The 22,948-nt window shown below is 63.3% G+C and carries 19 protein-coding genes and 1 tRNA gene; 9 read left to right on the top strand and 11 right to left on the bottom strand.

Features of this window, described 5'->3' with window-relative positions; genetic code table 11:
• Positions 1-266 precede the first annotated feature (266 nt).
• The 3 genes from ACMFWR_RS01835 to dprA all read right to left on the bottom strand — a co-directional run bounded on the left by ACMFWR_RS01835 (position 267) and on the right by dprA (position 5,814).
• On the bottom strand, positions 267-3,047 hold the full coding sequence (locus tag ACMFWR_RS01835; RefSeq protein WP_413193352.1) for a DNA topoisomerase III: 2,781 nt from the start codon (positions 3,045-3,047) through the stop codon (positions 267-269).
• Between the two features lie 527 nt (positions 3,048-3,574).
• Entirely contained in the window at positions 3,575-3,952 is a 378-nt protein-coding gene (locus ACMFWR_RS01830) for a thioredoxin family protein (protein WP_413193351.1), read from the bottom strand.
• 419 nt (positions 3,953-4,371) lie between these two features.
• The gene (dprA, locus tag ACMFWR_RS01825; RefSeq protein WP_413193350.1) at positions 4,372-5,814 is read right to left on the bottom strand and encodes a DNA-processing protein DprA; all 1,443 of its coding nucleotides are present in this window, start codon (positions 5,812-5,814) and stop codon (positions 4,372-4,374) included.
• Between the two features lie 325 nt (positions 5,815-6,139).
• Between dprA and def the strand changes: the two genes are divergently transcribed.
• The 9 genes from def to ACMFWR_RS01780 all read left to right on the top strand — a co-directional run bounded on the left by def (position 6,140) and on the right by ACMFWR_RS01780 (position 15,407).
• Entirely contained in the window at positions 6,140-6,643 is a 504-nt protein-coding gene (def, locus tag ACMFWR_RS01820) for a peptide deformylase (RefSeq protein WP_413193349.1), read from the top strand.
• Entirely contained in the window at positions 6,643-7,632 is a 990-nt protein-coding gene (gene fmt, locus ACMFWR_RS01815; RefSeq protein WP_413193348.1) for a methionyl-tRNA formyltransferase, read from the top strand. The genes def and fmt overlap by 1 nt, the downstream gene beginning before the upstream one ends.
• Positions 7,633-7,910: 278 nt before the next feature.
• Positions 7,911-8,687, top strand: a complete 777-nt coding sequence (locus ACMFWR_RS01810; RefSeq protein WP_413193347.1) for a LysE family translocator — start codon at positions 7,911-7,913, stop codon at positions 8,685-8,687.
• A 312-nt stretch (positions 8,688-8,999) separates the two neighbouring features.
• A complete protein-coding gene (gene htpX / locus ACMFWR_RS01805; RefSeq protein WP_413194734.1) occupies positions 9,000-9,860 on the top strand; it encodes a zinc metalloprotease HtpX in 861 nt (286 codons plus the stop codon).
• Between the two features lie 378 nt (positions 9,861-10,238).
• Positions 10,239-11,642 (top strand): 16S rRNA (cytosine(967)-C(5))-methyltransferase RsmB, encoded by a 1,404-nt coding sequence (rsmB, locus tag ACMFWR_RS01800; protein WP_413193346.1) that lies wholly within the window; start codon positions 10,239-10,241, stop codon positions 11,640-11,642.
• Between the two features lie 56 nt (positions 11,643-11,698).
• Positions 11,699-12,232, top strand: coding sequence for a DUF4390 domain-containing protein (locus tag ACMFWR_RS01795; protein ID WP_413194733.1), 534 nt, complete (start codon positions 11,699-11,701; stop codon positions 12,230-12,232).
• A complete protein-coding gene (locus ACMFWR_RS01790; protein ID WP_413193345.1) occupies positions 12,219-14,597 on the top strand; it encodes an ATP-binding protein in 2,379 nt (792 codons plus the stop codon). The genes ACMFWR_RS01795 and ACMFWR_RS01790 overlap by 14 nt, the downstream gene beginning before the upstream one ends.
• Positions 14,598-15,269, top strand: coding sequence for a response regulator (locus ACMFWR_RS01785; RefSeq protein ID WP_413193344.1), 672 nt, complete (start codon positions 14,598-14,600; stop codon positions 15,267-15,269).
• 62 nt (positions 15,270-15,331) lie between these two features.
• Positions 15,332-15,407 (top strand) — tRNA-Phe (locus tag ACMFWR_RS01780).
• 171 nt (positions 15,408-15,578) lie between these two features.
• Here ACMFWR_RS01780 and ACMFWR_RS01775 read toward each other — a convergent pair.
• The 8 genes from ACMFWR_RS01775 to ACMFWR_RS01740 form a co-directional block, all read right to left on the bottom strand.
• Positions 15,579-16,424 (bottom strand): hypothetical protein, encoded by an 846-nt coding sequence (locus tag ACMFWR_RS01775; RefSeq protein ID WP_413193343.1) that lies wholly within the window; start codon positions 16,422-16,424, stop codon positions 15,579-15,581.
• On the bottom strand, positions 16,421-16,840 hold the full coding sequence (locus ACMFWR_RS01770; protein WP_413194732.1) for a type II secretion system protein: 420 nt from the start codon (positions 16,838-16,840) through the stop codon (positions 16,421-16,423). The genes ACMFWR_RS01775 and ACMFWR_RS01770 overlap by 4 nt, the downstream gene beginning before the upstream one ends.
• 107 nt (positions 16,841-16,947) lie before the next feature.
• The gene (locus ACMFWR_RS01765; RefSeq protein WP_413194731.1) at positions 16,948-17,427 is read right to left on the bottom strand and encodes a type II secretion system protein; all 480 of its coding nucleotides are present in this window, start codon (positions 17,425-17,427) and stop codon (positions 16,948-16,950) included.
• The gene (locus tag ACMFWR_RS01760) at positions 17,427-20,015 is read right to left on the bottom strand and encodes a cohesin domain-containing protein (protein ID WP_413193342.1); all 2,589 of its coding nucleotides are present in this window, start codon (positions 20,013-20,015) and stop codon (positions 17,427-17,429) included. Before ACMFWR_RS01760 ends, ACMFWR_RS01765 begins: the two co-directional genes overlap by 1 nt.
• Positions 20,016-20,073: 58 nt before the next feature.
• Positions 20,074-20,607, bottom strand: a complete 534-nt coding sequence (locus tag ACMFWR_RS01755; protein ID WP_413193341.1) for a hypothetical protein — start codon at positions 20,605-20,607, stop codon at positions 20,074-20,076.
• The gene (locus ACMFWR_RS01750) at positions 20,604-21,485 is read right to left on the bottom strand and encodes a hypothetical protein (protein WP_413193340.1); all 882 of its coding nucleotides are present in this window, start codon (positions 21,483-21,485) and stop codon (positions 20,604-20,606) included. Before ACMFWR_RS01750 ends, ACMFWR_RS01755 begins: the two co-directional genes overlap by 4 nt.
• Entirely contained in the window at positions 21,482-22,033 is a 552-nt protein-coding gene (locus ACMFWR_RS01745; protein WP_413193339.1) for a PilN domain-containing protein, read from the bottom strand. Before ACMFWR_RS01745 ends, ACMFWR_RS01750 begins: the two co-directional genes overlap by 4 nt.
• On the bottom strand, positions 22,030-22,833 hold the full coding sequence (locus ACMFWR_RS01740) for a hypothetical protein (protein WP_413193338.1): 804 nt from the start codon (positions 22,831-22,833) through the stop codon (positions 22,030-22,032). The genes ACMFWR_RS01745 and ACMFWR_RS01740 overlap by 4 nt, the downstream gene beginning before the upstream one ends.
• Positions 22,834-22,948: the final 115 nt, after the last annotated feature.

Raw genomic sequence — 22,948 nt, 5'->3', positions numbered from 1 at the left:
GCTTGGATTCGAGAGGCGGGCAGGTCCCGACATTGAACACGATAGAACCCGCGCGTGTCCGTGCGCGCCATCGCTGTAGTTGTAACAGTTAGTCAGGCGATGGTGCAAGTTTCTCGATCGGAAGATCGATCAGGAATGCGGAGGAAAGGGGAGCTGGCATGCGGCATCGCACAAGCGAAGCGCAGGCGCCGAAACAGGTCGATGTGCAACAGTGACATCGCACGCGACGGGGAATGTGCCGTCGCGTGCGTCCTTCCGTTACCGCGTCAGAACGGGTCGTCGTCCGACTCGGTGGCCTTCTTCGCAGCAACCTTCGTGGCAGCCGTTTTGGAGCCTGCCGTCTTGGTCGCCGCCTTGGCGGTGGTCTTCGTCGCGGTTTTTGCGGCGGTCTTGCCCGCCGGAGACTTGCTTGCGGCCGTCTTGCTTGCTCCCGTCTTGCTGGCCGCAGTCTTGCGAGCCGGAGCGGCGGCGCTGCCCTCGGCCTCCTGCGTCACGACGTCGCCCGAATCGCTCTCATCGGCACCCGAAGACTTCGCGGCTTTGCCCTTACCGGCCGTTTTTACCGCTGCGCCATCCTTGCCGGGCTTCGGCTCCTTCTTCTCGAACTCGAAGCCGATCGAGCCATCCTTCTGCTTGACGAGGAATGCCTTGAAGTTGCGGCCGGTACGCGACGACTTGAATCCCGTCAGCAGATCCGTGCGTCCTTCGTTCAGCAGCTTGGCCATCTGCTCGCGCGTCATCTCCTGCTGCAGGATGACCTTGCCCGAACGGAAGTCGCAGCTCTTCGGGCTGGTCGTCGAGTTCTCGCAGACGTAGCTCATGCCGAGCTCGAACACCCGGCCGCCGCACTTCGGACATTGGCCAACGGGCTCCTGGGTCGAGAAATCCGGCGCTTCGCCGTCTTCGCCGCCCTGATCCTGGCCAAAGTCGAATTCAAGCTTGAAGTTGCTGATCTCGTCGTCGAACGACAACTTGAGAATCGCCGAGAACGGGCGACCCATCTTGCTGCGGAAGCCCGACAGCGGACCGATTTCCTTCTTGGTCAGCAGCTCCTCGACTTCGGGGATCTCGAACTGGCGACCCGCAGGCACCTTGGTGATCGAGAACTCGCACTTCGTGCAGGCGAAGCGCCGGTAGTTCTCCTTCACCTGGCCGCCACAGTGCGGGCATGGCGTCTCGAGCGTCGCGTAGTCGCCGGGGATCGTATCGGAGTCGTATTCCTTTGCGCGTTTCACGATGGTCTGCGTCATTTGCGCGATCTCGCGCATAAACGCATCACGAGGCAGCATGCCGCGTTCCATCTGCGCGAGCTTGTGTTCCCACTCGCCCGTCAGCTCGGGTGCGGTCAGTTCCTCGACCCCGAGGCCGCGCAGCAATGTCATCAATTGAAATGCTTTGGCCGTCGGAATCAGCTCGCGGCCTTCACGCAGCAGGTACTTTTCGGCGAGCAGGCCTTCGATGATGGCCGCTCGCGTTGCCGGTGTGCCCAGCCCCTTCGCGCCCATCGCCTCGCGCAGCTCTTCGTCTTCGACGAGCTTGCCCGCGCCTTCCATCGCCGACAGCAGCGTGGCTTCGTTATAGCGTGCAGGCGGCTTGGTCACGAGGCCATGCGCCGCAATCGACTCGGTGCGGACCTTCTCGTCCTTGGCCACCGGCACGAGGTTCGCATCGTCTCCCGCTGCGTCGCGGCCGTAAATCTGCAGCCAGCCCGGGTTGACGAGGACCTTGCCCTCGGTCTTGAAGAAATGACCGACGACTTCCGTGATCCGCGTCGTGACGAGGAACTCGGCCGCCGGGAAGAACACCGCCAGGAAGCGCTTGACCACCAGGTCGTACAGCTTCTGTTCCGGTTCGGACAGATTCTTCGGTTCCTGCAGCGTCGGGATGATGGCGAAGTGATCGCTGATCTTCGAGTTGTCGAAGATGCGCTTGTTCGGCTTGACCCAACCCTTGTCGAGCGCCTGCTTGGCGAACGGCAGATAGTTGTTCGAGCCCTTGAGCATCTCGAGCGTGCCCTTGACGGTGTCGAGATAGTCTTCGGGCAGCGCGCGCGAATCCGTCCGCGGGTACGTGAGCACCTTGTGCTTTTCGTACAGCGCCTGGGCAAGGCCCAATGTGTTCTTCGCCGAGAATCCGAAACGGCCATTGGCCTCGCGCTGCAGGCTCGTCAAGTCGAACAGCAGCGGCGACATCTGGGTCGACGGCTTGGACTCTTCGGTGACAATGCCCTGCTTGTCACGGCATGCCGCGACGACAGACTCAGCTGCGGCAAGGCTCCAGAGCCGCGAATCGCGCTTTTCCGGGTCGAACTCGTCGCGCTTGAATTTCGGATCGAACCAGCGCGCTTCATAGAAGCCGGCCGCGCAGACGAAATTCGCGCGCACTTCCCAATAGTCGCGCGCCACGAAACGGCGGATCTTCTCTTCCCGTTCGACGACGATCGACAACGTCGGCGTTTGCACGCGACCGACCGTCGTCAGGAAGAAGCCACCGCCCTTGCTGTTGAACGCGGTCATCGCACGCGTGCCGTTGATACCGACCAGCCAGTCGGCTTCGGAACGGCAACGGGCGGCATCGGCAAGCGGCAGCATGTCGTTGTCGGAACGCAGGCTCGCGAAGCCCTCGCGGATCGACTGAGGCGTCATCGACTGGAGCCACAGGCGCTGCACGGGTTGCTTGGCCTTCGCGTGCTGAACGATCAGACGGAAAATCAGCTCGCCTTCACGCCCCGCGTCACATGCGTTGATGAGGGCATCGACGTCCTTTCGTTTGATCAGGCGCGTCAGGACCTTGAGCCGTGATTCGCTCTTTGCGATCGGATTCAGATCGAAATGCGGCGGAATCACCGGCAAATTCGCGAAACTCCATTTACCGCGTTTGACGTCGTATTCTTCGGGCGCGGCGATTTCGAGCAAATGGCCGACAGCCGACGAGATGACGTAGTCGTCGCTCTCGAAATACTCGTCATGCTTGGTAAAGCCGCCCAGCGCGCGTGCGATGTCGTTCGCGACCGACGGCTTCTCGGCGATGATGAGTGCTTTTCCCATGACGATTCAGTGGTAGGGCCTGTAAGTATGGTGGACGGTTTGACGAACGCTTTATAGCACACAGCTCGTTGACGACCATGCCCGCTATCGATCGCAATGCTGACGAAACGCGCAAGCAAGCCATGCGCCAACGGCGGCGGACGAAGGTCGTGGATACGGCTTGCGCGCGGCGGCACATATTAGGGCGGGGTGAAGGGGCACGCAAGCACGATCGCGAGCAAAGGCCCGTCCGGCAGGCTTCTCCGGTCGATTCGTTCAAACGTGGAGCGGTTATGTGCAACCCGTCAGATGCCGGTGTCGCAACCCTGACGCCTCCGGTGGGAGGTATGCGCGGATCGGCCTTTCGTTCAGTCGTTTAATGCGCGTGCGAATTGGCGACACTTTGCATAATCGGCGCACCGGCGATCGGAATCGCAATGCGCTTCACGAAAATCTGAAAGGTTTTTGAAACACTGCGCGGTGTCTTTCTCGTTCTTTCGCTGTCTTTCGCTTTCTTTCTAATAGAGATAGCGAAAAAGCGTGACGCGTCAGGCCGCAGCGAGTGTCGTGCGCAGCTTCAGGCCGCCGGGTGAGCCTTCCTCTCTCGCGAATTCCTCGAGCATCCGCTCGACGATGCGCGGCTGCGGCAGCACCGTTCCGAAGAAACGCGTGCTGGCGCCATCTTCGATGAGGATCGTCGGGAAGTTTTCGACATCGAAGTCGTCGACGATCTCGGCATGCGTCTCGACATCGATCCAGACGAAGCAGGCTTCGGGGTGCGCTTGCGCCAGCGTCTCGAACATCACTCGGTACTCGCGACACGTCCCGCACCATTCGGCGCAGAGGCAAGCGACGAGCAGTGTCGCCGGGTCGGACAAACGCGACGCAATGGTATGCGCGTCGGTATCGAAATCGAGAATGGCCATACGTTCGAGAATCCTGATTCACCGCCGGCCAGTCTGTCACCTCATGCGAACGCTGTGCAGACGCGTATCAAGCGCGTCGCGTGTCGACATCTGTCGGTGCATGTCGTCCGCGCGCGAGTGTCGCGCTGACGATCTGCGCATGCGCGAGTGCGAAAGCGGGTGCGACTCGACGTTGATGCAGTGCAGTGCACCGCCGTGCAGGCGTGCCAGTGGCCGTATCGAGGCAATGTAGCACGACGCGCAGTGCGGCGTGCCCCCCTCCGGTATCAGGGTTATCGGCGGTAGCCGGGGAATCTTGCGTGCGTTTGCCCTTGTGCCTCGCCTTGCGTGTGCCGTTGGATGTGCCCGTGCATGTGCTCCAGCGAGTGCCGTTGCGTATGCCCGTGCGTCATGCCTTGCGCCGATTCGTGCGTATGTAATCAGGACACAATTCTCGCGACCTGCCCTCCTGCCAGCCATTCGACCTGTCCATTGAGTTCGAGCGCCAGTACCGCGGCCTGGACTTGCGCTCCGCTCAGGCCGGTCCGAGCAACGAGGACATCGAGCGGCGCCGGGTCGTGTCCCAGCGCGGCGAGCACGCCAAGGGCCTGCGGGTCCGGAACCTGTCCGAGCACCGAACCGTTGGCAGCCGTCGCACTCAGCCCCGGCGCGGGAGTTTGCGAGTCGGCGACCTGTGCTGCAGGGGCAGACGCCAGCGTTGAAGCGTGCCGCTGACGCACGGACCGCGCCTCAGCTTCCGGACAGATAAGCCCCAACAGCGCAAGCAGATCGTTCGGCGACTCGACCAGCATCGCGCCTTCGCGGATCAGGCGATTGCATCCACGCTTGCACGGCGCCTCGATGGATCCCGGAATCGCATAGACGTCGCGCCCATAGTCGATGGCCAGCTGGGCGGTGATGAGCGACCCGGAATGCGGCGTCGCTTCGACGACGAGCACGCCAGCCGACAACGCAGCGATCACGCGGTTTCGCCGCGGGAAATGCGCCGGACGCGGCGGCGTACCGAGTGGCCACTCGGACACGACCGCACCTTCAACCGCAATACGTTCGCCGAGTTCGCGGTTCTCCAGGGGATAGACACGATCCACACCCGTCCCGACGACGGCGACCGTGCCGCCCGCCGTGTCGAGCGCGCTCGAGTGTGCGACCGCGTCGATGCCCATCGCCAGCCCCGACACGACGCGCACCCCCGCATCGCCGAGTGCGGTCGCAAAACGCTGGGCCTGCGTCCTGCCTGCATGGGTCGCGCTGCGACTCCCTACGACGGCGACCCCGGGTTGCCCTTCGCCACCAGGATGGAGCAGCTCCAGCCGCCCGCTCACATAGAGCATCGGCGGCGGATCGGGCGACTCGAGCAACGCCGGTGGATACGCAGGGTCTCCGAGCACCAGAAGATGGTGGTGCGGCACCTCGAGCCAACGGGCAACGTGCTCGACCTCACGCCTGAACGCCGTCGTGGACGGCGCCAGCACTTCTTCGGCGAGCGTCTGACCGAGAACACGCTCGAGCTGCGACGGCTTTGCACGCAGCACATCGACCGGAAGCCCGAATCGCTCGAGCAAACGCCGGATTCGGATCGGGCCGAGCTGCGGCGTTCCGACGAGGCGCAGCCACGCGCTTAGCTCGTCCGGCGCGAGTGGCTGGGCGCGCATGGGATCGCTCGCTCGCGCTTTTGCCTCGACCGCCCCGACTCCTTGCTGATTCTCCTGCTCCATCCTCGGACCGGGCAACGGCTCACTCACCTGGCCGCTATCTCCCCTGGTCTCACAGCCGACGGGCAACACCGCGGCCCCCGCTTGCTCCGGCCCTTCGCTCTCCGTCTTCCCCGCCGCCACCGGCGGGTCCTTCGGCTGCAACGACATGCCTCGCTCCCTGTGTCTGGCCCGAACTTCAATGCAAAAAAGCGCACCATCGCCCCAAAACGCCCGCCCGATGGGCCTGTCGGCCCTGTGCTAGACTTCAGCTATTCACCAATCTCGCTGTTGGCACCCGCCACCGATCCCCCGGTAAATCGTTGAACCTGCCGGGATCGCGTGGTCATTTGCATTGAATCCGGGGAATTCCGTCCTCATATTCTGCTGGGCGCCGATTGGGCGCGACACTCAGCCGAATGGCCAGTCGCGCGGCAACCCGGGCGGTTTTTCCGAGCACGGCGCAGCGGACCACGCATTTCGCACGGATTTCGATATGGCATTGCTCAACATTCTTCAGTACCCGGACAAGCGTCTGCACAAGGTCGCCAAGCCTGTCGCTCAAGTGGATGACCGCATCCGCAGGCTCGTCAGCGACATGGCCGAAACGATGTACGACGCACCGGGCATCGGCCTCGCCGCGACACAGGTCGACGTGCACGAGCGCGTGATCGTCATCGACATCTCCGAGTCGAAAGACCAGCTCAAGGTGTTCATCAACCCTGAAGTCATCTGGTCGAGCGACGAAAAGCAACTGTGCGAAGAAGGCTGCCTGTCGGTGCCTGGCATTTACGACAAGGTTGAGCGCCCCGATCACGTGAAGGTGCGTGCCCTCAACGAAAAGGGCGAAACGTTTGAGATCGACGCGGAAGGCCTGCTCGCGGTCTGCATCCAGCATGAAATGGATCACCTGATGGGCCGCGTGTTCGTCGAATACCTGTCGCCGCTCAAGCAGACGCGCATCAAGACCAAGCTTCGCAAGCAGACTGCCGCAGCCTGATGACCCATTCGCTGCGGGTCATCTTTGCCGGAACGCCCGAATTCGCGGCGACCGCGCTCGAAGCCATCGTTGCGGCAGGTTTCCCGGTGCCGCTCGTGCTCACGCAACCCGATCGTCCGGCCGGCCGCGGCATGAAGCTCGCAGCGAGCGCCGTCAAGCGTACGGCGCTCGAGCACGGCATCGCGGTGGCGCAGCCGCCGTCGTTGCGCCGGGAAGGCAAATATCCTGCTGAGGCAGCCGCCGCGCTCGATCAACTCAACGCGACGCCGCACGACGTCATGGTCGTGGCCGCCTACGGCCTGCTGCTGCCGCAGGAAGTCCTCGACATTCCGCCGCATGGCTGCCTGAATATTCACGGTTCGCTGTTGCCGCGCTGGCGCGGCGCCGCGCCGATCCACCGCGCCATCCAGGCCGGCGACGCGCGAACCGGCATCACGATCATGAAGATGGACGCCGGTCTCGATACCGGTCCGATGATCAGCGAATCGGCCGTGCCGATCGGTGCGACCGATACCTACACGACGATGCACGACACGCTCGCGGCGCTCGGCGCGAAGCTGATCGTCGAAGCACTTGTCGAACTCGAGCGAAGCGGCAAGCTCGATGCAACGCCTCAACCGGCCGAAGGCGCAACGTACGCGCAGAAAATCGCGAAGGAAGAGGCCGCGCTCGACTGGTCGCAATCGGCCGACGTGCTCGCGCGCCAGATTCGCGCGTTCGACCCGTTTCCCGGCGCTGTCGCCCAGTGGAACGGAACGCCGCTCAAGCTGTGGTCCGCGCAGACGACGGATGCGCCGACCGACGAATTCGCCGTCGCGCCGGGCACGATCGTGTCGGCCGGCGCGCAGGGTGTGGTCGTCGCGTGCGGCGATGGTGCGATTCGCGTGACTGAGCTCCAGAAGCCTGGCGGCAAGCGGCTGCCGGCACGTGAATTCCTCGCGGGTGTCGAGCTGCGCGCGGGACAGACGCTGTCCAGCAGCGAATCCTGACGAAAGCGTTCACTCACTTCAACATCAACATCCACGCGCGGTGTTGAATGCTACGACGCCGTGCCCGAGGCTTCAACGCCGCTTCCGGCACCCGGCGGCCGCTTCGGACACCTGTCGATGACCGCCGCGCCGATCAAATGCGAGGCGATGACTCGCAGCGGCGCGCAACACTCCACCAACCGCCCATTCGGCCATATCGCGATTCGCAGCGGGTGCGCTCTACAATAGACACGTCTGGCATCGCGGATGGTCTGCGATGCCACGTGCGGAGTCGCACCATGCTGGGCATCTCATCGTTCCCCTTTTTCGTTATCGCCGTCCTGCTGCTGAACGTCACGCCGGGCCCGGATACAGCCTTTATCGTCGGACGTAGCGTGAGCCAGGGTCGCAAGGCCGGCATCGTCTCGGCGCTCGGGATATCGATGGGCTGCATCGTGCATTCGCTCGCTGTGGCATTCGGGCTGACGGCCATCCTTGCCGCGTCCGCCGCTGCGTTCACCGTCATCAAGTTCGCAGGCGCGATCTATCTGATTTATCTGGGTGCGCGAATGTTGTTCGCCCGTAAGTCCGACGCGGCGATCGAGGAAGCGACGGCTCGTGCAACGAGCGAGGCTGCAGATGGGCCGATGGGTGCCACGGCAGCAACCGTGACGGGCGGCGCCGACGACGCTGCGGCAGACGCACAGGGCCGCCGCGTCGGCGACGTCCTGGCGTCGACATCGGGTGGTGCTGCGGTCAAGCCCCCGAAGTCCTTGCGATCGGTGCTGGTCTCCGGTTTCTGGACGAACGTGCTCAATCCGAAGGTCATCCTGTTCTTCGTTTCGTTCTTTCCCCAGTTCGTCAGCACGGGCAGCGCGCACAAGACGCTCGCTTTCCTCGTGCTCGGGGCCGTGTTTGTCGTGATGAGCACCGTCTGGAATTGCGGCGTGGCGTGGATCGCCGGATCGGTGACCGAGAGAATGCGCGGCCGGCCCGTGGTGCGCCAGTGGATCGACCGCGTCGTCGGCACCGCGTTTATCGGGCTCGGCGTGCGACTCGCTTCGCTGCACCGCTGATGGAATGACTGCGGGGCGGCCTTGGCCGTAGCAGTAGCAAAGGCCCAGCGAGGTCCCGGCCCCGGGCCGGACTCTCGCTCTGGGGCCCGGCTCTGGCTCTGGCTCTGGCTCTGGCTCTGGCTCTGGCTCTGGCTCTGGCTCTGGCTCTGGCTCTGGCTCTGGCTCTGGCTCTGGCTCTGGCCGCAGCTCCCGGCTCCGGCCCCAGTGTCGCGCGACATCCGTGCGCGGGCAGAGGCCGCGGTCTTGAATTTCTTCTCGCCACCCCAATCTAACAATTTCCTTACAACACGGCGTTCCCGCGAGGCAAACCGAATGTTCAACTGGGTCAAGACCGCCATGCTCATGGCGGCGATCACTGCACTCTTCATCGTGATCGGTGGCGTGATTGGCGGCCACCGAGGCATGGCGATCGCGCTGTTCCTCGCCCTCGCGATGAATTTCTTTTCGTACTGGTTTTCCGATCAGATGGTGCTGCGGATGTACAACGCGCGCGAAGTCGACGAAACCAGTGCGCCGCAGTTCTACCGGATGATCCGCGAACTCGCGACGCGTGCGAATCTGCCGATGCCGCGGGTCTACCTGATCGATGAAGCCGCACCGAACGCATTTGCGACGGGCCGTAACCCGGAACACGCGGCGGTCGCCGCAACAACGGGGATCCTGCGGGCGCTGTCCGAACGCGAAATGCGCGGCGTCATGGCGCACGAACTCGCTCACGTGAAGCACCGCGACATCCTGATTTCGACGGTCTCCGCGACGATGGCCGGTGCCATTTCGGCCCTTGCGAACCTGGCCTTCCTGTTCGGCGGACGCGATTCGGAAGGTCGCGCGGCCAATCCGATCGCCGGGATCGCAGTGATGATCCTGGCGCCTGTCGCGGCTGGCCTGATCCAGATGGCGATCTCGCGTGCGCGGGAATTCGAAGCGGACCGCGGCGGCGCAGAGATTTCGGGCGATCCGCAGGCACTCGCCTCGGCGCTCGACAAGATTCACCGCTATGCGACCGGAACTCCGTTCCCGACGGCCGAGGAGCACCCGGCGACGGCGCAGATGATGATCATGAATCCGTTGTCCGGCGGCGGCGTGGCCAATCTCTTCTCGACGCACCCGAGCACGGAAGAACGTATCTCGCGGCTGATGGAAATGGCGCGAACCGGCCGCTACGACCTCTGAGCCCTACTGAAAGGCCATCGATCGGGCCGCTTGTCACGCGAGCACGGAGGAACGTATCTCGCGGCAGATGGAAATGACCTGACGGCAATGGCGCCCGCGGACCGCGACGACCTCAGAGCCCTACGCGCAGGCCGTCGACATCGCGGCTTGACGCGAGCTCAAGGTGAAATCTTCCGGCCATGGGCAGAGGATTCGACGCTATGTGCGTTGCCTGATAAGCCGTGCGCCACGCCGTCGCCGGCAAGGACCTCTGGCTTCAACCGCGCACGCTACAATACCCAACCTGCCGGCGGCCCATCCGGGGCGCCGGCTTTTTGCATATTGCCGCGCGTGGCCACCCTGAATCCGGGTTGATGGCCTGTCCGCGAGCTCTACCGGTTGTCGAATTTGCGCAAGCGCCTCTCTGCCCTACATCTCGCCCCTGACTCGCTCGGCTTCGCACTCGATGCGGCCGCTCAAGCGGTCAACGCCGTGCGCACGGGCACGTCGTTGCCGGCCGCCATCGTTGAAATCACCCGTTCGGATAAGGTCGCGCCCGCCCGCGGGGCGATCCAGGACATCGCGTATCGCTCCATGCGCGTGCTGGCGACGGCCGATGCGCTGATCGCGACGATGATGCAGAAGGCTCCGCCGGAGCACGTGCACGGCATTTTGACCTGCTCGCTCGCCCTGATGCTCGACGGTCATGAACACAGCGCGGATGGATCGGCGCAGGTCGAGCCGGCTGTCGCCCACGCCTACACCGAGTTCACGATCGTCGATCAGGCCGTCAACGCCGTCGCAGCGCGCCGCGAGATCGCTTTTGCCAAGGGACTCGTCAACGCGGTACTGCGCCGTTTCCTCCGCGAGCGCGACGCGCTGTTAGTGAAGGTCCGCAAGGCCGAATCCGCTCAGTGGAACTACCCGCAGTGGTGGATCGACCGGGTTCGAGCCGCGTGGCCCGATCAATGGCAGGCGATCCTCGAAGCGGGCAACAACCGTGCACCGCTCACCTTGCGCGTCAATCGTCGCAAGACCACCGCGGCCGCCTACAAGGTGCGCCTCGATGAGGCGGGTATCGCCGCGAGCCTCGCAGGTGCCGACGCGCCCGATGCGATCGTGCTCGATCGGGCCGTGCCCGTCGACCGTCTGCCGGGCTTCTTCGACGGCGACGTCTCCGTCCAGGACAGCGGGGCACAGCGCGCGGCACTGCTCCTCGATGCGAAGGACGGCATGCGTGTGCTCGACGCCTGCGCGGCGCCCGGCGGCAAGACCGGTCACCTTCTCGAACATGCGACGCTCGACCTGGTCGCCGTCGAGTCGAGCGCCGACCGCGCGCCGCGCATCGGCGAAAACCTGCAACGCCTCAAACTCGAAGCAACGGTGAAGATCGGCGACGCCGCCGACCCCGACACATGGTGGGACGGGCGCCCGTTCGACCGGATCCTCGCTGATGTACCCTGTTCGGCCTCGGGCATCGTGCGGCGTCACCCGGACATTCGCTGGTTGCGCCGCGAATCCGACATCGCAGCGCTGGCGGCCGAACAGCGCAGGATCCTGCCCGCGCTCTGGAAAACGCTCGCGCCAGGCGGCGAGTTGCTCTATGTGACGTGCTCGATCTTCCCCGATGAAGGCGAGGCGCAAGCCCGTTGGTTTGAATCGGCTCAGCCAGATGCGGTACGATTGGGCGCGCCGGGCCAGTTGCTTCCCTCGATCACCGGAGTCGGTCCGGCCAGTCACGCGATGTCTGGTTCGGGGTTCAATCACGACGGATTCTTCTACGCGCGCTTTCAGAAACGGTGATTCGCTTACGTCTTTCCCCGCTGCGTTGGCTTGGGCTGTGCTGCATCGTGCTCGCGATGTGGATGGCCAATGTCGCGCGGGCCGATACGATTGCCGTCGAGCGCGCATCGCTCGAGGCCGACGGCGCCACGGGATGGAGTCTCGACGCGCGCTTCTCGTTCGACCTCAATAGCAGCCTCGAAGACGCGGTCAACAAAGGTATCCCGCTCTATTTCACAACCGAGTTCGTGCTCACGCGCGGGCGCTGGTACTGGTTCGACGAAGAGACCGTGCGGACCCAGCAAAGCATTCGCCTCTCGTTCCAGCCACTGACACGTGAATACCGGGTATCGACCGGAAGCGGGCTTCAGCTCGCATTCCCGAGTCTCAAGGATGCCTTGGCCGTGGTCCAGCACGTGACGTCGTGGCACGTCATCGATCGCAACGAAGTGTCGAACGACACCATTTATCAGGCATCCGTACGCATGCAACTCGACGTTGCGCTGATGCCCAAGCCGTTCCAGATCGACGCGGTCAACAACCGCGACTGGAATCTTGCTTCGGACTGGAAGCGCTTCTCCTTTACTGTGAGCGACCATGGCAAACAGTAACGCGAGCCTCAAGAGCTTCCTGACCCGCCTGCTGCTGTCGACGGTCGCCGTCACGGCGCTGCTGTTGCTGGTGCTGCTTGCGCTCGCGAGCGCGAACACGGACTTCTTCGATCGCTATTACTCGTGGCTGTATGCGGCGAATGTCGCGATCGCCATTGTGTTCCTGCTGATCATCGGCGGCCTTGTCTGGATCATCTATGCGCGGCTGCGCCAGGGTCGCTTCGGCACGCGATTGCTTGCGAAGCTGGCGATCTTCTTTGCGCTTGTCGGCGTGCTGCCGGGCGGCATCATCTACCTGGTCTCGCTGCAATTCGTGTCGCGAAGCATCGAGTCGTGGTTCGACATCAATGTGGAAACCGCGCTCGAGTCCGGGCTGAACCTGGGTCGCGGCATGCTGGACAACGCGCTCGCCGACTTGCAGAACAAGGCCCATCTGATGGCCGATCAGCTCGGCAACGACAACGATCAGTCGACGCTCACGCTGCTGCGCCTGCGCGACCAGTACGGTGTTCACGACGCGACGATTCTCGACGACAAGCGCAACGTCATTGCGCAAGCGTCGTCGAACTTCGCGACACTGATGCCGGACATGCCGTCGAACCTGATGCTCCAGCAGGCGCGCGGCCGCGGCTATGCCGCGGTCGAGGGCGAGCTCGACACCGACACCTCGCTCTCGGCAAGCCAGGCCCAACAAGCGACACCCACGAAAAGCGCGCCGCTTCAGCTACGCGTTGTCGTGCGAATACCGGGCGGACTGACCACAGGGCTCCGGACGGAAGACCGCTTCCTGCAGGTGACCCAACCGGTTCAGCCCTCGCTTGCCCAGAACGCCGAAGCCGTTCAGCGTGCATACCGCGAGTACTCGGAAAAAGCGCTGGGCCGAACGGGGTTGCGCAAGATGTACATCGGCACGCTGACGCTCGCGCTGTTCCTCGCGACGTTCATCGCGATGCTGCTCGCACTTGCGTTGGGTAATCAGCTGGCACGGCCGTTGTTCCTGCTCGCTGAAGGGACCAAGGAGATCGCACGCGGCGACTACACACCGAAGCGCGAAATCAATTCGAACGACGAGCTTGGCTTCCTGACGCAATCGTTCAACGCCATGACGCGACAGCTGTCCGAAGCGCGAGTCGCGGTCGAGCGCAATCGAACGGCACTCGAACAATCGAAGGCCTATCTCGAGAGCATCCTGGCCAATCTGACCGCGGGTGTGTTCGTCTTTGACCGACAGTTCCGTTTGACGACGGCGAATGCCGGTGCCGAACGCATCTTCCGTCAGCCGTTCGAGGGCGAGCTCAATCAGCCGCTCGACCGGATCGTGGTGCTCAAGGAACTCGGCGCGATGGTGCGCAAGGCGTTCGCGGACAGCCAGGCGACCGCAGGTCCGGAGATGGGTGAGCGTCGCGGTCATTGGCAACAGCAGCTGGAAGTGCCCGTGCCCGGCGAAACCGATCCGCTGACCTTGCTCGTGCGCGGCGCACCGCTGCTTCGCGCAACGACGCATGTCAACGGCGGCGAGCATGAAGACGTTGCAGCGACGGATGGCTACGTGATTGTGTTCGACGACATCTCTGACGTGATCTCGGCACAGCGCTCGGTGGCATGGGGTGAAGTCGCCCGCCGGCTGGCTCACGAGATCAAGAATCCCCTGACACCGATTCAGTTGTCGGCCGAGCGACTGCAGATGAAGCTGACCGACAAGCTCGCAGCGCCAGATGCAGAGGTGTTGCGACGCGGTGCGACGACGATCGTGAATCAGGTCGCTGCGATGAAGCGCATGGTTGATGACTTCCGCGAATATGCGCGCACACCGCCTGCGGTGCTGCAAAATCTGCAGCTCAACGATCTCGTTGCGGAAGTGCTCACGTTGTACGGCATCGAAGATGGCAAGGGTCCGCTCAAGATCGAGCTGATGCCATTGCCGATCATTCGCGGCGATGCGACGCAATTGCGCCAGGTGATCCACAACCTGCTGCAGAACGCACTGGATGCCGTAGCTGAAGTTGCGGTGCCGCGTGTGTTGCTCGAAACGCGAACAGTAGAATACGGAGACCCCGATGCACATGGACATAGCCGGCAGTCGGTACGGCTATCGGTCTCCGACAATGGCTCGGGCTTCCCCGCAAGGATCCTGACCCGGGCATTCGAGCCTTACGTAACGACGAAGGCGAAGGGAACGGGCCTTGGGCTTGCGACGGTCAAGAAGATTGTCGATGAGCACGGTGCGCGAATCGACATTCGCAACCGGACCAAGGCAGGCGATGGATCGATCGCCGGTGCGCAGGTTTCGATCCTGTTTCTAGAGCTGGCGGAAGACACAGCGACGCCGCAAACAAAAGCAACAGCGCATACAAAGGTAGAGTAAATGGCAACCATCCTCGTGGTAGACGATGAAATGGGCATCCGCGAGTTGCTGTCGGAGATCCTCAGCGACGAGGGCCATGCGGTCGACGTCGCCGAGAACGCGCAGGCTGCGCGTGACTACTTCGAACAGCAGACGCCGGATCTCGTATTGCTCGATATCTGGATGCCTGACACGGACGGCGTGTCCTTGCTGAAGGAATGGGCCGCTCAAGGCCAGTTGAAGATGCCCGTGATCATGATGTCGGGGCACGCGACGATCGATACGGCCGTTGAAGCGACCAAGATCGGCGCACTCAACTTTCTCGAGAAGCCGATCACGCTGCAGAAGCTGCTCAAAGCCGTTGAGCAGGGACTCGAACGCGGTGCGATGCCGCCGGTCATGCCGGCAGCCGCGGCACCGGTTGGTGCTCCGGGTGGCATCGAGCCCCCGGCGGGTATCGACGGCGTGCCTGCCACGCCGGCTGCACCGGCGTCCAACGCGGGCGCGATCTCGTTCGATATTCCGTTGCGCGACGCACGTGATGCGTTCGAGCGCGCGTACTTCGAGTACCACCTCGCGCGCGAAAACGGCAGCATGACGCGCGTGGCCGAAAAGACCGGCCTCGAGCGGACTCACCTGTATCGCAAGCTCAAGCAACTCGGCGTGGATTTGGGCAAGAACAAGAGCGAGTAAAAAAAGTTTGGCAGAAGGGTTGAAACGCGGACAAGACCACTGCTATACTTTCGCTTCTGCGTGGCCCGGTAGCTCAGTTGGTAGAGCAGCGGATTGAAAATCCGCGTGTCGGTGGTTCGATTCCGCCCCAGGCCACCATTCAGAATCATGTGAAAAGCCCAACTTCGGTTGGGCTTTTTGCTTTGGTGCTGCGGATTGCAAGGCACGGCCGATCAGATCCGACGCGCGATCTATCTCTACACGAAACCGATAAAAACATAGGTTTCGCGTACAGATGCGAGGGTCGAAATGCGAGCGTTGAGATTCGAATCAAGGCGCATCACTACTGTTCGTAGCGCCGTTTCCGCCAAAGCCGTTTGCCCCGGATCCTCCGAAAGACGAACTACCGGCTGCGCCGAAACCTGTCGTGCCGTTTCCCCCACCCAATGAATTCGGTCCGCTCTGGCCAAAGCCCGAGCCGCCGGTCCCGCCATATCCCGTGGTCCCGTTTCCACCGAAGCCGCTCGAGCCTCCCGTCGATCCTGCGTTACCGGATCCAAACGTGCTGTCAGACGAGGCGGTGCCTCCGCCTTGAGGCGCGCTGTTCGATGCGCCATTGCTGTTGCCGTTGCCGTTGTTCGGTTGATAGATCGTGAGTGGCGCGATCGCAGTTCTTTGTCCGGGGGTTTGAGTGAGACGAGCGACAAAGATCCATTGCGTGTAGCTGCGCTGGTCTTCGAAGCCTTGAAACTCATCGGGGAACTGTGCGACCTGGATCGGATGCGCCTTCGATGCACTATGGATGCCAACGATCGTCTGCCCATCCGGTGACTTGACGAGGACCCAGTCAGCCTTGCCTGTCATCGGATCGGCGTAGACCTTTCGCAGGTGATGCACCGGATTCGGATAGCGTGGGTCATGCACGAGGTCATCGAGCGTGCGCGGTTGTGTCGGCTGCCCGAGTGGTGTCTGTGCCGAGTAGCTTGTCAGGGCGCGCTGGAACTCACCGCCTACAAAGAGCAACTCCTTCTCGGCCATCCGGCGTTGATACACATCGCCGAGCTCAGCCGTCGCAGCAGCAGCCACGCCGATGATCGCGATCAGGATCAACAGGGCGAGATAGGCGTAGCCGCCTTGCCGCGGACGCGATCGCCTTGCGTATTTGACCGCAGTCATAGCGCCCCGTACGCCTGCCCGTCGAGCGTTGAGCCTTCGGCGCCGCTCTTGATGTCGTAGACCTTGCCCGGGAATTGTTCTTCAGGCGCGACAATGATCCACGTTGTCGTGCTGTCCGTGATCGGGTCGACCGGCAACGCCCGCAGGTAGTGCTTGTCGACGAGCTCATCGAGCGAGTCGGGATAGCGCCCCACGTCACCATAGAACTTGTCGATCGCATCGCGCGTCACGAGCAGATTCTCGGCGAGCACCTTCTCCTTCGAAGCGTCGATCGAATGGAAGTACTGCGGCAACGCCAGCGTCAGAAGCAGCGACACAATGGCCAGCACGAGCAGGAGTTCGATCAACGTGAATCCGCGTGCGCGGCCCGGTCGATCCTTCCGAAGTACCTCACGCGCTGCCGAAGGAGCCGTGATCCGCTCGACAACTCGCGTTCGCCATGCACGCTCGCCGATCCGCGTGCTTCGGCCTCCGCTTCGCAGGAATCCGTCCATCGTCCGGCTCAAACGTTCTCTGATCCGCATCACCAGTTCCGATAAGGAATGCCGTTGAGCCCGACGTTTTTCGACGTGGTGTAAACGTCGTACACGTCGTCGCCCTCTTGCGGGTCGTCGGCCTCGCTCGCGTAGCATCGCTTGCCCCACGTCTCTGCAGCACTGAGGTCCGGATCGTTATTCATCGGATCGCGCGGGATGCGGCGAAGGAAGTACAGCTTGTGCCCCTTGGGGTCGCTTTGATCCGGCACGCCATCGACGAGCACCTCTAGCTTGGGCGGATATCCGCTTGCGCCGGCTTCTACCGGGATATGCCCCTCCTTGCTCGCGACCTTGTACGCATCGATTGCATGACGGATCTCGTGCAGGGCCTCACGCAGCTCCTGCTCGCGTTCGCGCTGTCGCATCACCTGCGCAACGGGCACGGTCATCGAGGCGAGCACGCCAAGGATGGCCAGCGTCACGAGCAGCTCGATCAGCGTGAATCCGCTCTGCCGGCGCCGAACCATCACGGCGAGCCCGCCACGCCAAATGTGTATGCCGATGGCGGCGTCATCGTGATCGGTGCTCCTGTTACGCCGATCACCGATCCCGGCTGCACCTGAATCGATGTCTGCGATGCGGCCGCCACGGCCTTGAAGTTCAGCACGGCAAATGTGCCCTGCGATGCCGCGCCCGATCCGCCCTGGGCCGTGTCGCTGAGAATCAGGTGACCGCCTTGTGCGACGCGATTCGAGAAGCTCGTCGGCGCTCCGCCCTGTCGAAGGAAATCCCCCTCGGTCGCACCGATGAATTGCAGCTTGGTGCTGTCGTAAGTCACGGTCGACGACACGCTCGACACAGGCTGATCCGCTTGCATGGTCATCGCGACCGACACGGTGTCGCCGATCTTCGCCGAAGGCGGACCTTCAATGGTCATCTGCGCGGTGCCGGGATCCCCCGCCGCGGCGCCCACGTAGGGCGCTGAGTCTCCGGCATAGCTCGTCCCTGTGCCGCCCCCATACGAGCTGTTTGAGCCGTTCGATCCATTCGATCCGTAGGAACTGTTATCGCCAAACGCACTGTTCAGGCCGTTGTTCGACAAACCGCCATTCGAGCCGAATCCGTTGTTGAGTCCGTTCTGCGCACCGTTCGAGCCAGGATGGGCGCTATTGCTTGATGGCGCCGCAGCAGGTGCAACACCGGGCGTCGACCCCGCCGGCAAACCGTTCGACTGAACCATGCTGTGCATGTTCGACTCGGTGCCCGACGTGAAATACGCGAGGTTGGCATCCGGACGCTGAATGTTGCGCACGAGGTGAGGCGTGATCGACAGCACGATTTCCGTATCCTTGTCGTCGTCGGTCGTCGCGCCGAACAAACGCCCGAGCACCGGCAAGTTGCCGAGGCCCGGCAGCTTGTTGCCCGACGTGCGCTCTTCGCTGTCGATCAGGCCGGCAAGCACATCCGTCTCACCGTTCTTCAATTGCAGCACCGTGCTCGCGGTACGCGTGCCGATTTCATAGGCCGTCGTGCCCGATGTCCCCGCGACCGTATTCAGCAAACTGCTGACTTCAAGCGAGACCTTGATGCCCACCGTGTCGTCGAGAAAGATGGTCGGCTCGACCTGCAACGTCAGACCGATATCAAGGTAGTTCACGGACTGCGATACAAAGCCCGTCGAAGTCGCCGTCGAGGTGATGTTCGGTACGCGCTCACCGATCAGGATCTTGGCTTTCTCGTGGTTGTGCACGCGAATGCGCGGGTTAGTCAGCAGCTTCGCATCCGAATCCTGCAGGTTCGCGTTGGCCGTCGCCTGCAACTGGGAGAGGCCAAGGGTGCGGGAGGTCTGATGCGCGAGGTCCGACAATGTCAGCGCAGGCGAGGTGCCCGAGCCGGTCGATGTCGTGCCGAGCGTCGTGCTGCCGGTCGTGCCCCCGCTCGTTGCGCCGGATGCCAGCGAGGTGATCGACGTGCCGACTGGAAGCGGTGTGACCGAAATCGAGCCCGGCCACGCGATACCGAGGTTCTGCAGCTTGGTCCGGCTGACTTCGAGCACTTCGACCTCGAGCATGACTTCGGGCTCGGGCACGTCTTCGAGCGCCACGAGTTTTTCGGCCATCTTGATCGCGTCGGGTGTGTCGCGCACGATCACGACGTTGAGCTTTTCGTCGGCCACCACATCGTGCGATTTGACGATGGTCTTGAGCGTATTGGCGATGGTCTTCGCGTCGGTGTACGACAGGAAGAACGTGCGTACGGCAAGCTCCTGATAGTCCTTTTGCTTCGCGGGTGTCGCCGGATAGATCAGGACGGTGTTCTCGTCGAGCACCTGCTGCGCGAGCTGATTGGTCGCCAGCACGTAGCGCACAGTCGCGTCGATCGTGCTGTTCTTCAGGTAGATCGAGGTCCGCGTGTCGGTCTTGACGTCCTTGTCGAACAGGAAGTTCAGTCCTGAGCTATGCGAAATGACTTCGAAGATCTGCTTGAGCGGCGCATCCCTGAAGTCGATACGAATGGGCTTGCGATAGGCGGCGGCCAGCGCGGCGTCGACACGCGCTGGGCCCGAGTCCATATCGAGCCTGCGTTTGAGCGCGAGCGCGCGTCGGTTGGCAGGCGCCTCTGTTAGCACCGTATTGAGCACCCGACGCGCTTCATCGGGTTGCTGGTGCGCGGCGAACGCCTCGGCGCGACTCATCAGCGCGTCGAGACGTGCGGCATTCTCGAGTGACGCAATGCCGGCAATGGCGCGCTCGTTGTTGGGCTCGATGGCCAGCGCGCGCTCATACATCTTTCGAGCGGCATCGCGTGAGCCGGTCGCGGCAAGACGGTCGCCTTGCTCGTCGAACGTGACCAGGGCTTTTTCCCGCTCGGCGATAAACGTGGAGCGATAAATCGCGTCCTTCGGGTCCTGACGGCTCGCCTCCTGAAGTTTCGCGAGCCCTTCGTCGACCTTGCCATTGGCGACGGCTTGCTGGCCATCGCGATACGCATTGGGCTGGGCGCAGCTCGCGAGCACGCCGACCAACAGTGCGGGCGCGGCGAGTGTCGACACATAGCGCAGGATGCGCCGTGAGATGCGACGTGGGATGCGGTTGGTTGTGAATGGCGTACGCAACGGTTCTGTCCTTGTATCGCGCGTGTCAGTGGTGTCTGTTAGCACGTCAGTTGGCACGTCAGTCGGCACTGCCGATGTCCATGGTCTGGACCAGTTTCGTTGGCAGATACACCAGCGTCATGGTCGGGGGAGCGATCGATTCAACGCGATACGCCCCATCGATAATCGTTTGCTCTCGCACGATCAGCGTGTCGTCGCCGCGAGAGAGATAGACCTCCCACCGTCCGTCCGACGACTGCTTGCCGATGTACGTGAATGGCATATCCGGCACGAGCGGCCCGGTCGGCAGCGGGGGAATATCCGAGCCGGCGGGCGCAGCCGAAGGCAGGGGCGCGCCGACCACGGTTGCGCCGAAGACCTTGCGATGCGCGGCGTCGGCACCGTCATGTGTGGCGCGTGTTTGCACTTCAGCGATACCCACGGTGCCTGTGCTGCCGCCATGACTCGAACGGGACGACTGCGACGGCTGCGCGGCCGCATGCGTGCGCGGCGCGGCTTCGACAATGTCGTCCGATGTGTTCTTGCGAGTGAACACCAGAGTGGCCGCGGTCGAAACGAACATCAGGGCAAGGATGACGTGGTTGCGCTTCATGGACGTCCCTCGCGCGTCGCATCTCGGGCCAGTGCCATAGACGGTGGTAACGGCACGGTCGGCATCGCCGGAATATCTGTCGCGCCGTGCGATATAACGGTAATCGTCCCCGTTACGGATACTGACGACGATCCGGATTCCACGACTCTGATGGGAGCGCTCACTGCGGGTACCGGTGCTGCCACGGCCGACGACGCAGTGGGCAATGCTGCCGATGATGCACTTGCGATCGACGCGGCACTTGCTGCGTCGCTTGCCGCTGGGGCTGCGGTCGCCGGTGCGGTTGCCGGTGCGGCCGCCGCCATCGGCGCCCACGTCACCGGCCGCAAAAATGCGGTAAAGCGCAGGTTGGCCTCGACCATCGGGTCGCCCGCGGAATTGCGCTTGAAGCGCATATCGTCGAGTGCCGCATAAGGCATCGTGACGAGCACTTTTTCGCTGAAGCGTCGCAGGCTCGAGTAGTCGCCCTTCAACGGCAAGATCACGGTGTACGTATCGAAGCGACCTGGCACATCGTGCGCGGGCTTGTATTCGGCGCGATCAAGGACGACACCGGCTTCCGAAGCAGCGTCGAATAAGCGACCGACGATTTGCTCCGTGTGTGCGCCATCGCCAAGCCCTGCATAGAACGCATTCAGCCGTTGCGACGCCAACGCCGGGGCCGATACGACGGGCTTCGGCAAAGGCGCCTTGCGCGCAAGCGCCACCGCGTGAGCCTGGTCGTCGACCCGCGTCGACACGCCAGGCAACACCACGACCCATAGCCCGGCGGCGCCGAGCAAGAGCACGGCGGCGAACGACGCTCCGATGCCCATCCGGGCAATCGCAAGGCGCATCCTCAGCAGGCCTCGGCCAAGATTCGACAAGGTGGCGTTCACGATGCCGTCCCCCGCCATTGCACTTCAATATCGAACCGGATCACGCTCTCCACACCGTCCTTGACGACCTCGTGCTTGACCAGATTGACGGCGGCCAGCACGGGCTGCGCTTCGAGCGCGCCGAGATAATCGATTATGTCCTTGCTCGCGCTGCATTCGGCTTCGATGCGAATCGACGAGCGCCCCGGTGCCGGCGTGATCGCCAGCAGCGCGATCTGGGACGGTGTCGCCGCTTCGATCGCATCGAGCAACGCGTCCCATGGAAGATTGAGCCGACCGACCGCAGCATTGACGGCCGCGCCTTGTTTCACATCGATCGGCTCGGTCCTGATCGACGTCGATGCGCGCGCCATGCGCTCGGCGCGTGCGGTCAGCCGCGATGCCTCGCGATCGAGCGCCTCGAGATGCTGAAGGCGATCGTGAATGCGAATGCCCGCCAACACGCACAGCACGACGCCGATCAGCGCAAACAGCTTCGCCGCGGGCCGGATGCGATGGAGTTCCCGTCGCAGGCTGAACGGTGCGAGGTCGAGCGACAGAGGTCTCATGACGTCGACCTGCCCGACGTGATGCGCGACGCAAAGCGTGATGCAAGCGCACCTGCGGTCGAACCGACGCGCGAACCCGTGCGCTTGTCGCGTGATTTCACGCGGACACCCGAGCGAATCCATCGCACCGACATCGCTTCGCGGCCCGACGCCGTGAATGCCGCGCCGCCTCCTTGCCACGCTTCAAGGGGTTCGCCCTGCACAAACAGGATCGACGGCGGCACCACGTTATCGAGCAGCGCCATGCGCGCGATCTGCTCGCGCAGCCACGCGAGCGGCGGCACGGGCTCGGGCAACACGAGCGTGCGCACGCTGACAAGCCGCGCTTTGGGCGCGGCGCCCACGAGGCCGAGCGTCAGCACGCGGCCGTTCAATGTTGCGATCCATGCATCCGCACCGAGCTGCTTGCGCACGCGGTTCCATGCGCCGGCAAACTCCGGGGTCACCGAGATCAGGCACCCACGCGTCGCGGCGACCGCTTGTTCGAGCGCGGCCGACACGCGACGCGGCACCGCGCACGCGAGAAACGGCTCGGCGGCCTGCCAGTCCGCAACCAGATGCCAGCGTGCGTCGGAGTCGCCGTACAGCGTCTGAAAACGAATCGAGGCAGCGGCACGCAAATCCTGCACGCGAGCGCTATTTGCCGGCGGGGTCACGATGAAATAGCGCGCGAGGTCATCGCTCACGGTGACATGCATCAGCAGTCCGCGGCCGTCGACCTCGTCGATCGCCGACACGAGCAGCGCAGCCAGCGCATCCGCCTCGGCGTCCTCGGGACGCCCCAGCGCACGAAAAGCCACAACCTGTCCGGGCCGGCGTGCGCTCTGCACACGGTGGGCCGACACGCCCTCGCGTGACACGGTGATCACGCAATGCCCGCGTGGCCGGAACCGTGAGACAGCCCGTGCGAGGCGC

Origin of the sequence: Pararobbsia alpina (assembly GCF_965118125.1) — a bacterium.
Lineage (GTDB): Bacteria > Pseudomonadota > Gammaproteobacteria > Burkholderiales > Burkholderiaceae > Pararobbsia > Pararobbsia alpina_A.
Note: the sequence above shows the minus strand (reverse complement) of the source record. Positions and strands in the feature narration are given on the sequence as shown.